The sequence below is a fragment of the Pseudomonas sp. MF08875 genome, from assembly GCF_059862525.1.
In genome coordinates this window covers 118,775-134,176 of record NZ_JCBCUW010000010.1, presented here as the reverse complement: position 1 = coordinate 134,176, position 15,402 = coordinate 118,775, and the positions used below count along the sequence as shown (strand labels likewise).

Genomic DNA, 15,402 nt, shown 5'->3' with positions numbered 1-15,402 from the left:
CATTACGTCGTAGTTGTCAGGGTAGACGCGCGCATGAAAACCAGCCTGCCTAGAAAGCAAAAAGGCGCCGTAGCGATCGAATTCGCCTTGGTGTTCGTGATTTTTTTCGCGGTGTTTTATGGCCTCGTCACCTACAGCCTGCCGCTGCTGATGATGCAATCGTTCAACGAAGCCACCGCCGAGGCGGTGCGCCGCAGCGTGGCCCTGGACCCGGCCACGCCCAACTACAAGAGCGCCGTCGAAGCCCTGGCCAACGCGGTGCTGCGCCAGAAGCTGGAATGGCTGCCCAGCACGCTGAACATCACGTGGGGCGTGGACACCAGCGCCGACTACACCGCCGGCGTGCTCACCGCCAAGGTCAAGTACCCCAGCAGCAAGTTGAACCAGGTACTGCCCTTCCTCGTGCTGCCAGGCGTGGGCAAAGTGCCTAACCTGCCGGACTACCTGAGCGCCCAGTCGAGCCTGCAATTTTGAATTCCGGGGGACGATTGTTCGGCCGCTTGCTGGGCCGCAACCCGGCGTTGCTCAACGACCCCTGGGCAGCCCTGCCGGCGCCCAGTGTCGGCTTGCAGTTGTACCTGAACCACGACGGCGGCGTGCTGCACATGGCCGGGCCGCTGCGCCACATGCTGGCCCAGCTCCGGCCGCTGGACCGGCCGCCGCCGCTGCTGGATTTTCTGCTGCCCCACAGCGCCCTGGTGGTCGAAGGCACGCCCGGCGATTGGCTGGGCCACAGCCTGGACCTGGATTTCGCCAGCCTGATCGGCCCGCCCTTGCAGTTGCGCGGCTGGGTGTTGCCCCTGGCCGAGGGCTGGCTGTTACAACTGCTCGACATCAGCGACCTGCGCCAGGGCCGCCAGCAGGCGCAAAGCCGCGAACATTGCCAGAGCCTGGCCGCGCAAATCAGCCAGCAGTTGCGCCAGTGCAGCCTGTCGCGCCTGCCCCAGGTGCTGGGCGAACAACTGCAAATGATCGCCCAGCACTGGCACATCCCCTGCGTGGCGGTGGCGCTGCTCGATGAGCGCAATCAGGGCTGGCAGATCCACTGCCAATACCGCGCCCACGATGCCCCGCAGCTATGGCACGACGGCCAGTTGCTGGGCAGCAGCCTGGACAGCCTGAGCGGCAACACCCCCCTGCGCCTGAGCGTGCAGCAGGGGCTGAGCGAACACCCGCGCTTGCAAGGCCTGCTCGCCCACAGCGACGGCTGGCTGGTGCCGTACCGCGACGACCACGGTGTCGGCGCCTGGCTGCTGTGCGGTTTCTACCCGGTGTTGCAGCACGCCCCGGATTTGAGCGAGCGCGACTGGCTGCTGCTCACCGCCGCCCTCGCCGGGCCATTGCTCAGCCGCTTGCGCGAGCAGCGCCACCACCTGCAACTCGAACGCCTCGACGCCTTGCAAGGCCTGCTCGGCGCCGGGTGGTGGGAATGGCAGCAGACCGACAACCAGATCCACCTGGCGCCGCCGCTGGCCCACAGCCTGCAATTGCCAGCGGACACCTGGCAGTTGCCCCGCGAAGAGTGGCTGGCGCTGATCCACCCGGCCGAGCGCGAAGAACTCAACCGCCGCTTGCTCGACTTGCAGCAGCACGGCAAACCACTGGTGCTGAGCGTGCGCCTGCACCACGAGGAGGCCGAGCACGGGCCGCGGTGGTATCGCGTGCAGGGCCAGGCGTTGGGTGTGGGCGATGCTCGGCGGGTGGTCGGCTTCATGCTCGACATCAGCGACATCAAGAACCAGCAGCAACAGGCTGCCGCGGCCCACGCCCGGCTCGATAACCTGATCGCCAGTTCCCCGGCGGTGATCTACGTGCAGCGTTACGCACAAGGGGCGCTGGAGCCGAGCTTCTTCAGCGCCAGCCTGTTACCGCTGTTGGGCTGGACCCTGGCCGATTGCAGCGCTGCCGGCCTGCTGGAGCACTTGCACCCTGACGACCGCGAGGCGTATTTCCAGCGCACCCGGCAATTGCTGCGCGAGGGCTCGGTACGCAGCCGCTATCGCCTGCGCGACGCCGCGGGCAGCTACCACTGGCTGCTGGACGAAGCCAAGTTGCTGCGCGATGACCTCGGCCTGCCTGTGGAGGCGGTGGGCCTGTGGCTGGACATCACCGAGGCGACCCAGGCCGGCGAGCACGTGCGCCAAAGCGAGGAGCGCTACCGCATGCTGGTGGAGGATTCGCCAGCGATGATCTGCCGCTATCGCCCGGACTTAAGCCTGATCTTCGGCAATCGCCCCTTGGCCACTTACCTGGAATGCGCCCCCGAGGCGCTGCCGGGGGTCAACCTAGGCCAGTGGATGAGCGCCGAACAGCGCGAGGCCTTCGCCCAACGCATCGCCCAACTGACCCCGCAACGGCCCATCAGCACCGCCGAAATCAACCTGCAACTGCCCGGGCGCGCCAACGCCTGGTGGGTGTGGTCCGACCGCGGCGTGTTCGACGAGCACGGCCAGTTGCGAGAAGTGCAAGCCGTGGGCCGCGACAACACCGAGGTGCGCCGCGCCCAGCAGCAACTGACCCAGAGCGCGAAAATGGCCACCCTCGGCGAGATGGCCACGGGCCTGGCCCACGAGATCAACCAACCGCTGAACGTGATGCGCATGGCCGTGGTCAACGTGCTCAAGCGCCTGGACAGCGGCGACGCCGAGCCCGCGTACCTGCAAGACAAACTCAAGCGCATCGACGCGCAGATCCAGCGCGCTGCCCGGGTGGTGGACCACATGCGCGTGTTCGGCCGCCGCTCGGAGGTTGAGCAACAGCCGTTCGACCCGGCCCGCGCGGTGGAGGGCACCGTTGCGCTGTTGGGCGAAGGGTTGCGTGGCAAAGGCGTGGAACTGCGCATCAGTGAAGTGCCGTTTGCGGTGCAGGTGCACGGCCATGTCGATCAATTGGAGCAAGTGCTTATCAACCTGCTGGTCAACGCCCGCGATGCGCTGCTGAGCAAGCGCGAGGCCGACCGCCCGTTCAAGCCGTGGATCAGCGTGCACGCCGAGCGCGACGAAAACGCTGTGCGCCTGTGGGTGCAGGACAACGGCGGCGGCATCGACCCGCGCTTGCTGGAGCGCATCTTCGAGCCATTCTTCACCACCAAACCCGTGGGCGTGGGCACCGGCCTGGGGTTGTCGGTGAGCTACGGCATCATCGCCAACATGGGTGGGCGCCTGAGCGCCAGCAACACCGCCGACGGCGCGCGGTTTTGCGTGGAGCTGCCGCTGGTTTAGATGAGCAATTGCGCCCGCCCGCCGGCATGGCAACTGAGGTTGGCGCCCACTTCGGCATTGCCCAGGCTCACCCCCAAAACGCTCAACACGCTGTTGACGATAGGGTCCAGCAGCGGCCCGAGAATGCTTTTGATCGCCGTCACCAACGCCGCGCTGATATCGCTCAACAACCCCGCCACCCCGGCCAGGGCTGCCGCGCTGATGCCACCGCTGGGCGCGGCGTAGGAGGTCAACTGCACGCCGGTGAGGGTGTCGCCCAGGCTGGTGATGATGTTGGTGGTGGCCAGGCCTTTGTACAGCGGGCCCAGGCCGATATTGGGCGGTAGCGGGTAGGGAATGCTCTGGCTGCGCGAGGCCACGCTGGTTTGCACCTTGAGGTCGAGCCAGCCGCCGACGCTGGGGATGCGTGCCTCGCAGCCCAGGCCAATGAACAGCAGGGTGTAGCAGCGCTCGGTGCCGATATCCACCAGGCGCACCGGGTCGACCACAATGGCCGCCGCCGAAGAAAACGCCTGGGTGGCGTTCACCCGGCCTACCCCCAGGTTGGCCAGCGCCGTGGTGACCTGGGCGGTGAGGCTTTTGGAGGCGTCGGTGTCGCAGTTGTAGTCGGTGACAAAGCTCTTGGCCGGGGCTGCCTCCACGCTGACGTCCAGGCTGGAGATCAGTTGCAGCGAGGGGTGCACGCAGGGCTTGGTGAGGATGCACAGCAACGGGTCGAGCAGGGTCGTAAGCTTGAGGCCCAGCAGGTTGTTGACCACCCCCACCACCGGGGTCAGCACCTGGGACAAGCCGTTGGTCAGCGCGCTAATGTTTTTGAGTACCGGCAGGTCGAGGGTCACCAGGGTACGCACCTGGGCGGTGCGCACGAAGATCTGCCTGGCGGTCACCACCGGGCCGACGGCGGCGTATTCGGCCTTGGCCACTTTCGGGTTGCCGATGGCCGACATCTGCGGGGCCTCGATGACCTTGGTCTTGATCGTGACCGTGGCGACATTGGGCACGCCAACGCTGTAGTCCACCGAGACGGCGGTCTTGCTGTTGGACAACTGCGCCACGCCTTGTACCAATTGGAACAGTTGCAGGGTGGAATCCAACCCCGCCGTGGTGGTGCCGGTCTGCACCTTGATGAGGTCGCCCAGTTTGAGCAATTGCGTGTTGCGGCTTATCAGGCTCAGGGCCTGCATCGCCTGCAAGGTGACGGTAGCCACCGAGCCGTCCTTGGGCAGCACTTTGATCGCGGCGTCGAGCAGTTTGGTCGGCGACACATCGGTGGCGAGCAGGGTGTCGTAGTCGCCGGCCTTGACGTTGAGGTCCACCGCCAATTGATCGAGGAAGCTGAGCAACTTGATGTCGGTCTTGGCCAAGCCGTCCCAGCCCAGGGCGCTGATGTTCACCGTGCCGCCCAGCAGGCCGCCGACCACCGCGTTGAGCACGGCCGACTTGGTGCTATCGATGGTGCCCAGCACGGTGCGGATAGTCAGCATCGCCAAGGGCGAAGGCATGCCTGCCACCGCCGTGGCGCTGAGGGTGGTGGTGGTGGTCGCCGCGCGGCCGCTGAACAGGGCGCCCACGCCCGCGGCAATGCTGGTGGTGACGGTACGGGTGGCGACCACGCGGATGGCTTCGCTCTTGGCCGCATCCACGGCAAAGGTGCGCAGGTTTTGCCCATTCACGGTGAGCGCGCCGCACGTGGTGGCCAGGGTCTGGTTGGCGTCAACGGTGAAGCCGTTGCGGGTGGCGTTTTGCGCGGCGTAGGTGGCCGCGCTGGTGTCCGGGGTGCAATGGCCACCACGGCTGGCGGCTTCCAGGGCGGCCATGTCGGCCACGCGCTGGAGCTTGCGCTGCTCCAGGTACAGGCGGCCGCTGTCGACCACCACCAGCATCATCAATGCCGCCAACCCCAGAGTGATGGCCGCCACCAGGCCAATGGCCCCGCGTTGGCGGGTACGGCTGCTGCGTCCTGAACCGGGAGACATCGAGCACTCCTGTGCCGGCCTGAGGCCGAGCGCTTCCTCCGTTGATGCAGGGCAGTGTAGACAAGGCAGTGGCACTGCGCTGGCAACCGGCCAGCCCAGGCGACTGGCGGCGGCCGCCAGGGTTGAACCCCGCCGCCAGTGCGTGCATGGTTGTGCTTCGTCGCCAAAAACAACAATAAGGAACCGTCATGTTCGATATCAGCACGTTCCCCAAAGCCGATGCCGTGCGCCGGGCTGCCCAACTGAGTCAGGACGACTACCAGCGCCTGTACCGCCAATCCATCGACCATCCCGACACCTTCTGGGCCGAGCAGGCCAAGCGCTTCCTGGATTGGTCCACTCCCTGGCAGAGCGTGCAGCACAGCGACCTCACCCACGGTACCGCCACCTGGTTCGACGGTGGCGAGTTGAACGTCAGCTACAACTGCATCGACCGCCACCTGGCCACCCGTGGCGAGCAAGTCGCGCTGCTGTGGGAGGGCGATGACCCGGCGCAGTCAGCCAACATCACCTACCGCCAACTCCACGAACACGTCTGCCGTTTGGCCAACGTGCTGAAAAGCCGCGGCGTGAAAAAGGGCGACCGGGTGTGCATCTATATGCCGATGATCCCCGAGGCGGCCTACGCCATGCTCGCCTGCACCCGCATCGGCGCCGTGCATTCGGTGGTGTTCGGCGGCTTCTCCCCGGACGCCCTGCGCGACCGCATCCTCAACGCCGACTGCCGCACGGTGATAACCGCCGACCAGGGCGTGCGCGGCGGCAAATTCGTGCCCCTCAAGCAGAACGTCGATAAGGCCCTGCTCAGTTGCCCGAAAGTCAGCACCGTGCTGGTGGTGGAGCGCACGGGCGCCGAGGTCGACTGGACCCCGGGCCGCGATATTGGCTACCGCCAGGCCTGCGCCGAGGTAAGCGCCGACTGCCCGCCCGAGCCCATGGGCGCCGAAGCACCGCTGTTTATCCTCTACACCTCCGGCAGCACCGGCAAACCTAAAGGCGTGCTGCACACCACCGGCGGCTACCTGCTGCAAGCGGCGATGACCTTCAAGTACGTGCTCGACTACCGCGACGGCGAAGTGTTCTGGTGCACCGCCGACGTCGGTTGGGTCAGCGGCCACAGCTACATCGTCTATGGCCCGCTGGCCAACGGCGCCACCAGCCTGATGTTCGAGGGCATCCCCAGCTACCCCGACAGTTCGCGGTTCTGGCAGGTGATCGACAAGCACCAGGTGAATATTTTCTACACCGCGCCCACCGCCCTGCGCGCCCTGATGCGCGAAGGCGACGGGCCCCTGCAAGGCACCTCCCGCGCCAGCCTGCGCCTGCTGGGCAGCGTCGGCGAGCCGATCAACCCGCAAGCCTGGGACTGGTACTTCAACACCGTGGGCCAGCAGCGCTGCCCGATTGTCGACACCTGGTGGCAGACCGAAACCGGCGCCATCATGCTCAGCCCCCTGGCCAGCGCCCAACGCATCAAACCCGGTTGCGCGACACAACCGCTGTTCGGCGTGCAACCGGTGCTGCTGGATGAACAGGGCCGGGAAATCGACGGCGCCGGCAGCGGCATCCTGGCGATCAAGGCCAGTTGGCCGGGGCAGATCCGCAGCGTCTACGGCGACCCGCAACGCATGGTCGACACCTACTTCAAGCCCTACCCCGGCTACTACTTCACCGGCGACGGCGCACGCCGCGACGAGGACGGCGATTACTGGATCACCGGGCGCATCGACGACGTGATTAACGTCTCCGGCCACCGCATCGGCACCGCCGAAGTAGAAAGCGCCCTAGTGCTGCACGACAGCATCGCCGAAGCCGCCGTAGTGGGTTACCCCCACGACATCAAAGGCCAGGGCATCTACGCCTTCGTCACGCCGATAAACGGCATCGCCACCGACGACGCCCTGATGAAAGCACTGCGCGACCACGTCAGCCAGGAAATCGGCAGCTTCGCCAAACCGGACCTGATCCAATGGGCCCCGGCCTTGCCCAAAACCCGTTCGGGCAAGATCATGCGGCGCATCCTGCGCAAAATCGCCTGCAATGAACTGGACACCCTGGGCGACACCTCCACCCTGGCCGACTCCAGCGTGGTCGATGGCCTGATCGCCAAGCGCCTCAACACCTGACCCACCACGCGGCGCGCCGGCCGGGCGCGCCGCCCCTATCGAGCCGCCATGGACTTTATCCGCAACCGCATCGAAACCCAGATCATGAGCCTGAGCGGCCTGTCCCTAGGCCGACTGGACCTGGAAAACCCCAAGGGCGACCCGGGCCTGTTCGGCCCCGACTCCGTCAGTTGGCAGGTACACGGCGACTTCACCAGCATGCTCATCGGCGGCATCAGCGCCCTGCTGCTGCAGGCCCTGCATCCGCTGGCGCTGGCGGGGGTGTGGGACCACTCCAATTTCCGCCAGGACATGCTCGGGCGCCTGCGCCGCACCGGGCAGTTCATCTCCGGCACCACGTTCGGTTCACGTCAGGACGCCCAATGGCTGATCGATAAAGTGCGCACCATCCACCTGCAAGTGGTCGGCACCGCCCCTGACGGCCGCCCCTACGCCGCCAGCGACCCCGACCTGCTGACCTGGGTGCACGTGGCCGAGGTCAGCAGCTTCCTCGCCGCCCACCTGCGCTACCGCAACCCCGACCTCAGCCCCGCCGACCAGGACCGTTACTACGCCGAAATTGCCCTGATCGCCGAACAACTCGGCGCCCGCGACGTGCCCCGCTCGCGCCAGGAAGTGGCGACCTACCTGCAACGCCTGCGCCCGCAATTGCTGTGCGACGAACGCAGCCGCGAAGTGCTGCGCCTGCTCCTCGCCGCCCCGGCGCCGAGCCGCTTGGCCAAGCCCTTCGGCGCGCTGATGATGCAGGCCGGCATCGACCTGCTGCCGGATTGGGCCAGCGCCATGCTCGACGTGAGCCAAACCCCGCTGCAACGCTCGCTGATCCGCGCCAGCGTCAAACGCAGCGCGCCGGTGTTGCGCTGGGCAGTGCGCAACGGGTCGGTGCAAAGGGCCAAGCGGCGCATGGGGATTTCTGAGTGAGCGCCGGGGTGGGTGTGTAAACCCCTTGTGGGAGCGGGCCCTGCCCGCGATCGCGGTTTCAAGTACGCCATCGCGGGCAGGGCCCGCTCCCACACAACCCTGCTCCCACACTGCCCGCCCCCCAAGACAAGACCCGGGGAACACTTCCCGACCGCCCGGTTCGCAATTGGAACCCAGCGCCAGGTCTGTGCCACCATGGCGTTTTGACTTCACTTGAGGATCAGCGCCATGCAAGACGTCGTTATCGTTGCCGCCACCCGCACCGCCGTCGGCAGTTTCCAGGGCTCGCTCGCCAGCGTGCCGGCCGTGGAGTTGGGCGCTGCGGTGATCCGCCAATTGCTGGCCCACACTGGCCTGGACCCGGCCGAAGTGGATGAAGTGATCCTCGGCCAGGTGCTCACCGCGGGTTGCGGGCAGAACCCGGCACGCCAAGCAGCGATCAAGGCCGGCCTGCCCCACGCCGTGCCGGCGCTGACCCTGAACAAAGTCTGCGGTTCGGGCCTCAAGGCCCTGCACCTGGGCGCCCAGGCCATCCGCTGCGGCGACGCCGAGGTCATCATTGCCGGGGGCCAGGAGAACATGAGCCTGGCCCATTACGTCATGCCCGGCGCGCGCACCGGCCTGCGCATGGGCCACGCGCAAATGGTCGACACCCTGATTAGCGACGGCTTGTGGGATGCCTTCAACGATTACCACATGGGCATTACCGCCGAGAACCTCGTCGAAAAATACGCGATCAGCCGCGAAGACCAAGATGCCTTCGCCGCCAAATCCCAGCAAAAAGCCGTGGCCGCCATCGAGGCCGGGCGCTTTGCCGACGAAATCACCCCGATCCTGATTCCCCAACGCAAAGGCGAGCCGTTGGCCTTCGCCACCGACGAACAACCCCGCGCCGGCACCACCGCTGAGTCCCTGAGCAAGCTCAAACCTGCGTTCAAGAAGGACGGCACGGTGACCGCCGGCAATGCGTCGAGCCTCAACGACGGCGCCGCCGCCGTGCTGCTGATGAGCGCCGCCAAGGCCCAGGCCCTGGGCTTGCCGGTGCTGGCGACAATCGCTGCCTACGCCAATGCCGGCGTGGACCCGGCGATCATGGGCATCGGCCCGGTGTCGGCCACCCGCCGCTGCCTGGAAAAAGCAGGCTGGGCGTTGGCCGAGCTGGACCTGATCGAAGCCAACGAAGCCTTCGCCGCCCAAGCCCTGGCGGTAGGCCAGGAGCTGGGTTGGGACGCGGCCAAGGTCAACGTCAACGGCGGCGCCATTGCGCTGGGCCACCCGATTGGCGCTTCGGGCTGCCGCGTGCTGGTGAGCCTGCTGCACGAAATGCTCAAGCGCGACGCCAAAAAGGGCCTGGCCACCCTGTGCATCGGCGGCGGCCAAGGCGTGGCGCTGGCGATCGAGCGCTGATCGGCGGCACGCACACCAGGCTCCATTTGGGCGGCAGACCACGTAATATCGCCGCCCATGACTGCTATCAATTCCCCCTCGTACATTGGCCGTTTCGCCCCCACGCCCAGCGGCCACCTCCATTTCGGCTCGCTGGTCGCGGCCCTGGCCTCTTACCTCGACGCCCGCAGCGTGGGCGGGCGCTGGCTGCTGCGCATGGAAGACCTCGACCCGCCCCGGGAAGAACCCGGCGCCCAGGCCGCGATCCTCCACGCCCTGGAAAGCTACGGCTTTGAATGGGACGGCGCGATGGTGCGCCAGAGCGAGCGCCACGACGCCTACGCCCAGGTGCTCGATCGCCTGTTCCAGCAAGGGCTGGCCTACGCCTGCACCTGTTCGCGCAAGCAATTGGAGCCCTATGCCGGGATCTACCCTGGCCTGTGTCGCAACCTGGGCCACGCTCGCGAAGGCGCGGCCATCCGTCTGCGGGTGCCAGAGCTGGAATACCACTTTGAGGACCGCGTGCAAGGCCCGTTCCGCCAGCACCTGGGGCGCGAGGTCGGGGATTTCATCATCCGCCGCCGCGACGGGCTCTACGCCTATCAACTGGCGGTGGTGCTGGACGACGCCTGGCAAGGGGTTACCGACATCGTGCGCGGCGCCGACCTGCTGGACTCCACCCCGCGCCAGCTATACCTGCAAGAGCTGCTGGGCCTGGCGCAGCCGCGCTATCTGCACGTGCCACTCATCACCCAACCCGACGGGCACAAACTGGGCAAGTCGTATCGCTCACCGCCGCTGACCCGCGACCAGGCCACGCCTTTGCTGCTGCGCGCCCTGCGGGCCCTGGGGCAGAACCCCGGCACCGACCTGGGCGATGCCAGCCCCGGCGAGTTACTGGCCTGGGGCACCCGGCACTGGAACGCCGCACTGATCCCGCGCACCCCGGCGCTGCCCGAAGCGCAATTACGTTGACGGTGCTTGCAGCCGGGCGCCCATCCGTTACCATCGCCGCACGATTTCGGGCACGCGCATAAGAAAGAGAGGCCAGGATGTACATCTATCGTTTGGTCCTGCTCCTGGTAGTGGGGATCTATCTGTTCTCCCCGGCCATCATGGATTGGTGGATCGACGCCACGGGCGCCTGGTATCGCCCTTATCTGCTCTGGTTGATCCTGATTGTCGTGACCTTCATTTTGCAGAGCCAGAAAGATGCCGATGAGCTTTAGCCTGACCCAGATGATCCTGATTAGCGCCGCGTACCTGGCGGTGCTTTTCGGCGTGGCCTGGATCAGCGAACGCGGCATGATCCCGCGCTCGATCATCCGCCACCCGCTGACCTACACCCTGTCGCTGGGGGTTTACGCCAGTGCCTGGGCGTTCTACGGCACGGTGGGGCTGGCCTACCAGTACGGCTATGGCTTCCTGTCCAGTTACCTGGGGGTGTCGGGGGCGTTTTTGCTGGCGCCGGTGCTGCTGTACCCGATCCTGAAAATCACCCGCACCTATCAGTTGTCGTCGTTGGCCGACCTGTTCGCGTTCCGCTTTCGCAGCACCTGGGCCGGGGCGCTGACCACCCTCATCATGCTCATTGGCGTGTTGCCGCTGTTGGCCTTGCAGATCCAGGCCGTGGCCGACTCCATCGGCATCCTCACCCGCGAGCCGGTGCAACACCGCGTGGCCCTGAGCTTTTGCGCGCTGATTATTTTGTTCACGATTTTCTTCGGCTCGCGGCACATCGCCACCCGGGAAAAACACGAAGGCCTGGTGTTCGCGATTGCCTTTGAGTCGGTCATCAAGTTGATCGCCATCGGCGGCGTCGGCCTCTATGCCCTGTACGGCGTGTTCGACGGCCCGCAGCAACTGGAGCTGTGGCTGCTGCAAAACCAGACCGCCCTCGCCGCCCTGCACACGCCGTTGCAGGAAGGCCCGTGGCGCACCTTGCTGCTGGTGTTTTTCGCCTCGGCCATCGTGATGCCGCACATGTACCACATGACCTTCACCGAGAACCTCAACCCCCGTTCGCTGGTGAGCGCAAGCTGGGGCCTGCCGCTGTTTTTGCTGCTGATGAGCCTGGCAGTGCCGCTGATCCTGTGGGCGGGGCTGAAGCTGGGGGCCACCACCAACCCGGAATACTTCACCTTAGGGATAGGCATCGCCGCCAACAGCAAGGCCCTGGCCCTGCTGGCCTACATCGGCGGGCTGTCGGCGGCCAGCGGCCTGATTATCGTCACCACCCTGGCGCTGTCGGGCATGGCCCTCAACCACCTGGTGCTGCCGCTGTACCAGCCGCCCGCCGAGGGCAATATCTACCGCTGGCTGAAGTGGACGCGCCGGGCGCTGATCGTCGCGATCATCATGGCCGGCTACGGCTTCTACCTGATGCTGGGCGCCGAGCAAGACCTGGCCAACCTGGGCATCGTCGCCTTCGTCGCCACCTTGCAGTTCCTGCCGGGGGTGTTGTCGGTGCTGTACTGGCCCACCGCCAACCGCCGCGGTTTCATCGCCGGGCTCCTGGCCGGGACGCTGGTGTGGATGGTGACCATGCTGCTGCCGCTGATCGGCAACTTGCAGGGCTTCTATATACCCATCCTGAACATGATCTACGTGCTGGACGACACCAGTTGGCATATGGCGGCCATCGCCTCCCTGGCGGCCAACGTGCTGATGTTCACCCTGATCTCCCTGTTCACCAACGCCAGCGCCGAAGAGGCCAGCGCCGCCGAAGCCTGCGCGGTGGACAACGTGCGCCGCCCGCAACGGCGCGAATTGCACGCCGCCTCGCCTCAGGAATTCGCCACCCAACTGGCCAAGCCGTTGGGCGCCAAGGCCGCGCAAAAGGAAGTCGAGCAAGCGCTGCGCGACCTCTACCTGCCCTTCGACGAGCGCCGCCCCTATGCACTGCGGCGCCTGCGCGACCGCATCGAGGCCAACCTGTCCGGGTTGATGGGGCCGAGCGTGGCCCAGGACATGGTCGAAACCTTCCTGCCGTACAAGGCCGGCGGCGAAAACTACGTCACTGAAGACATCCACTTCATCGAAAGCCGTTTAGAGGACTACCACTCGCGCCTCACCGGCCTGGCCGCCGAACTCGATGCCCTGCGCCGCTATCACCGCCAGACCCTGCAAGAGCTGCCCATGGGCGTCTGCTCCCTGGCCAAGGACCAGGAAATCCTCATGTGGAACAAAGCCATGGAAGAGCTGACCGGCATCGCCGCCCAGCGCGTGGTGGGTTCGCGCCTGAGTACCCTGAGCGACCCGTGGCGGCAATTGCTGCAAGGTTTCATCGACCTGCCCGACGAGCACTTGCACAAGCAACACCTGGCCCTCGACGGCCAGACCCGTTGGCTGAACCTGCACAAAGCCGCCATCGACGAGCCCCTGGCGCCGGGCAACAGCGGCCTGGTGCTACTGGTCGAAGACCTCACCGACACGCAGATGCTCGAAGACAAACTGGTGCACTCCGAACGCCTGGCCAGCATCGGCCGGCTCGCGGCGGGGGTGGCCCACGAAATCGGCAACCCGATCACCGGCATCGCCTGCCTGGCGCAGAACCTGCGCGAAGAACGCGAGGACGACAGCGAGCTGACGGAAATCAGCGGGCAGATCCTCGAACAGACCAAGCGCGTCTCGCGCATCGTGCAGTCGCTGATGAGCTTTGCCCACGCCGGTGGCCACCAGCACAGCGACGAACCGGTATGCCTGGCCGAAGTCGCCCAAGACGCCATTGGCCTGCTGGCCCTGAACCGGCGCAATTTCGAAGTGCAGTTCTACAACCTGTGCGACCCCGAGCATTGGGTCTGCGGCGACCCGCAACGTTTGGCCCAGGTGCTTATCAACCTGCTGTCCAACGCCCGCGACGCCTCGCAACCGGGCAATGCCGTGCGGGTCAAGAGCGAAGCCAGCGAGCACACGGTCGACCTGATCGTGGAAGACGAAGGCAGCGGTATTCCCAAGAACATCGTCGACCGTTTGTTCGAACCCTTCTTTACCACCAAGGATCCTGGCGAGGGCACCGGTCTGGGCCTTGCTCTGGTCTATTCAATCGTTGAAGAGCATTATGGACAAATCACCATCGACAGCCCGGCTGACCTTGAAAGCCAACGCGGCACCCGTATTCGGGTAACCCTGCCACGTCATGTCGAAGCGACGTCCGCTGTGAACTGAGACCGTCGAGAGAATCGAATCAATGCCGCATATTTTGATCGTCGAAGACGAAACCATTATCCGCTCCGCCCTACGCCGCCTGCTGGAACGCAACCAGTACCAGGTCAGCGAGGCGGGTTCCGTGCAGGAAGCACAAGAACGATTCAGCATTCCCACCTTTGACCTGATCGTCAGTGACCTGCGCCTGCCGGGCGCCCCGGGCACCGAGCTGATAAAACTGGGCCAGGGCACCCCCGTGCTCATCATGACCAGCTATGCCAGCCTGCGCTCGGCGGTGGACTCGATGAAGATGGGCGCGGTGGACTACATCGCCAAGCCCTTCGACCACGACGAAATGCTCCAGGCCGTGGCGCGCATCCTGCGTGACCGCCAGTCGGCCCAGGCCAGCGGCGAAAAACCCGCCGGCAAGGCAGCCGCCGGCGGCGACAAGCCAGGCCCGGACAACAGCAACGGCGAGATCGGCATCATCGGCTCCTGCCCGCCGATGCAGGACCTCTACGTGAAGATCCGCAAAGTCGCGCCCACCGACTCCAATGTGCTGATCCAGGGCGAGTCCGGCACCGGCAAAGAGCTGGTGGCCCGTGCCCTGCACAACCTGTCGCGGCGCGCCAAGGCACCGATGATTTCGGTCAACTGCGCGGCCATCCCGGAAAGCCTGATCGAGTCCGAGCTGTTCGGCCACGAAAAAGGCGCGTTCACCGGCGCCAGCGCCGGGCGCGCGGGCCTGGTGGAAGCGGCGGACGGCGGCACGCTGTTCCTCGACGAAATCGGCGAACTGCCCCTCGAAGCCCAGGCCCGCTTGCTACGCGTGTTGCAGGAAGGGGAAATCCGCCGCGTCGGCTCGGTGCAGTCGCAAAAGGTCGATGTGCGCCTGATCGCCGCGACCCACCGCGACCTCAAGAGCCTGGCCAAGGTCGGCCAGTTCCGCGAAGACCTCTATTACCGCCTGCACGTGATTGCCCTGAAACTGCCCGCCCTGCGCGAGCGTGGCAGCGACGTCAACGAAATCGCCAGCGCCTTCCTGGCGCGCCAGAGCGCGCGGGTCAACAGCACCGACCTCACGTTTGCCCCAGACGCCGAGCAGGCGATCCGCCATTACTCCTGGCCGGGCAACGTGCGCGAACTGGAAAACGCCGTGGAACGCGCGGTGATCCTGTGCGAAAACCCGGAAATCAGTGCCGAACTGCTGGGCATCGACATCGAACTCAGCGACCTGGAAGACGACGACTTCATCGGCTTGGCACCACAACAGGGCAGCGCCAACACCACCAGCCACGAACCCACCGAAGACCTGTCCCTGGAAGACTACTTCCAGCATTTCGTCCTGGAGCACCAGGACCACATGACCGAGACAGAGCTGGCGCGCAAACTGGGGGTCAGCCGTAAATGCCTGTGGGAACGCCGCCAGCGCCTGGGTATTCCGCGGCGCAAGACGGGTGTGGCCAGCGAGAGCTGATCGGCGTCGCCAGGGGCGTGCGTTACAGGTAACGATGTGAAAAAACTGTTACCCGTTAACTTTCACGTAACAAAAACCGGGGCTTACGGTAACGAAGCCCCGGTTTTTTTGGGCCATGAAAAACCATCGACACCCAGCCAACCCCTTGT

The 15,402-nt window shown here is 65.8% G+C and carries 10 protein-coding genes; 9 read left to right on the top strand and 1 reads right to left on the bottom strand.

What is annotated here, in order from left to right:
• Nucleotides 1–33 precede the first annotated feature (33 nt).
• On the top strand, nucleotides 34–474 hold the full coding sequence (locus AC19YT_RS08270; RefSeq protein WP_095111051.1) for a TadE/TadG family type IV pilus assembly protein: 441 nt from the start codon (nucleotides 34–36) through the stop codon (nucleotides 472–474).
• Nucleotides 471–3,221: an ATP-binding protein gene (locus AC19YT_RS08265; protein ID WP_500610074.1), complete on the top strand. Its 2,751-nt coding sequence runs from the start codon at nucleotides 471–473 to the stop codon at nucleotides 3,219–3,221. The genes AC19YT_RS08270 and AC19YT_RS08265 overlap by 4 nt, the downstream gene beginning before the upstream one ends.
• On the opposite strand, the gene AC19YT_RS08260 is transcribed toward AC19YT_RS08265, so the two are convergent.
• Nucleotides 3,218–5,197, bottom strand: a complete 1,980-nt coding sequence (locus AC19YT_RS08260; protein WP_500610073.1) for a pilus assembly protein TadG-related protein — start codon at nucleotides 5,195–5,197, stop codon at nucleotides 3,218–3,220. The genes AC19YT_RS08265 and AC19YT_RS08260 overlap by 4 nt on opposite strands.
• A 188-nt stretch (nucleotides 5,198–5,385) precedes the next feature.
• On the opposite strand from AC19YT_RS08260, the gene acs reads away from it, so the two are divergent.
• The 7 genes from acs to AC19YT_RS08225 all read left to right on the top strand — a co-directional run bounded on the left by acs (nucleotide 5,386) and on the right by AC19YT_RS08225 (nucleotide 15,253).
• On the top strand, nucleotides 5,386–7,323 hold the full coding sequence (acs, locus tag AC19YT_RS08255; protein WP_500610072.1) for an acetate--CoA ligase: 1,938 nt from the start codon (nucleotides 5,386–5,388) through the stop codon (nucleotides 7,321–7,323).
• 48 nt (nucleotides 7,324–7,371) lie between these two features.
• Nucleotides 7,372–8,244, top strand: coding sequence for an oxygenase MpaB family protein (locus AC19YT_RS08250; protein ID WP_500610071.1), 873 nt, complete (start codon nucleotides 7,372–7,374; stop codon nucleotides 8,242–8,244).
• 228 nt (nucleotides 8,245–8,472) lie between these two features.
• Entirely contained in the window at nucleotides 8,473–9,651 is a 1,179-nt protein-coding gene (locus AC19YT_RS08245; protein ID WP_500610070.1) for an acetyl-CoA C-acetyltransferase, read from the top strand.
• A gap of 57 nt (nucleotides 9,652–9,708) precedes the next feature.
• The gene (gluQRS, locus tag AC19YT_RS08240) at nucleotides 9,709–10,605 is read left to right on the top strand and encodes a tRNA glutamyl-Q(34) synthetase GluQRS (protein WP_095109520.1); all 897 of its coding nucleotides are present in this window, start codon (nucleotides 9,709–9,711) and stop codon (nucleotides 10,603–10,605) included.
• A gap of 77 nt (nucleotides 10,606–10,682) precedes the next feature.
• Nucleotides 10,683–10,859 carry a hypothetical protein gene (locus tag AC19YT_RS08235; RefSeq protein ID WP_003176118.1) on the top strand — a complete coding sequence of 59 codons (177 nt, stop codon included), beginning with the start codon at nucleotides 10,683–10,685 and terminating at the stop codon, nucleotides 10,857–10,859.
• Nucleotides 10,843–13,797 carry a sensor histidine kinase gene (locus AC19YT_RS08230; RefSeq protein WP_176465116.1) on the top strand — a complete coding sequence of 985 codons (2,955 nt, stop codon included), beginning with the start codon at nucleotides 10,843–10,845 and terminating at the stop codon, nucleotides 13,795–13,797. Before AC19YT_RS08235 ends, AC19YT_RS08230 begins: the two co-directional genes overlap by 17 nt.
• A gap of 22 nt (nucleotides 13,798–13,819) precedes the next feature.
• Nucleotides 13,820–15,253 (top strand): sigma-54-dependent transcriptional regulator, encoded by a 1,434-nt coding sequence (locus AC19YT_RS08225; RefSeq protein ID WP_500610069.1) that lies wholly within the window; start codon nucleotides 13,820–13,822, stop codon nucleotides 15,251–15,253.
• The last annotated feature ends 149 nt before the right edge of the window (nucleotides 15,254–15,402 follow it).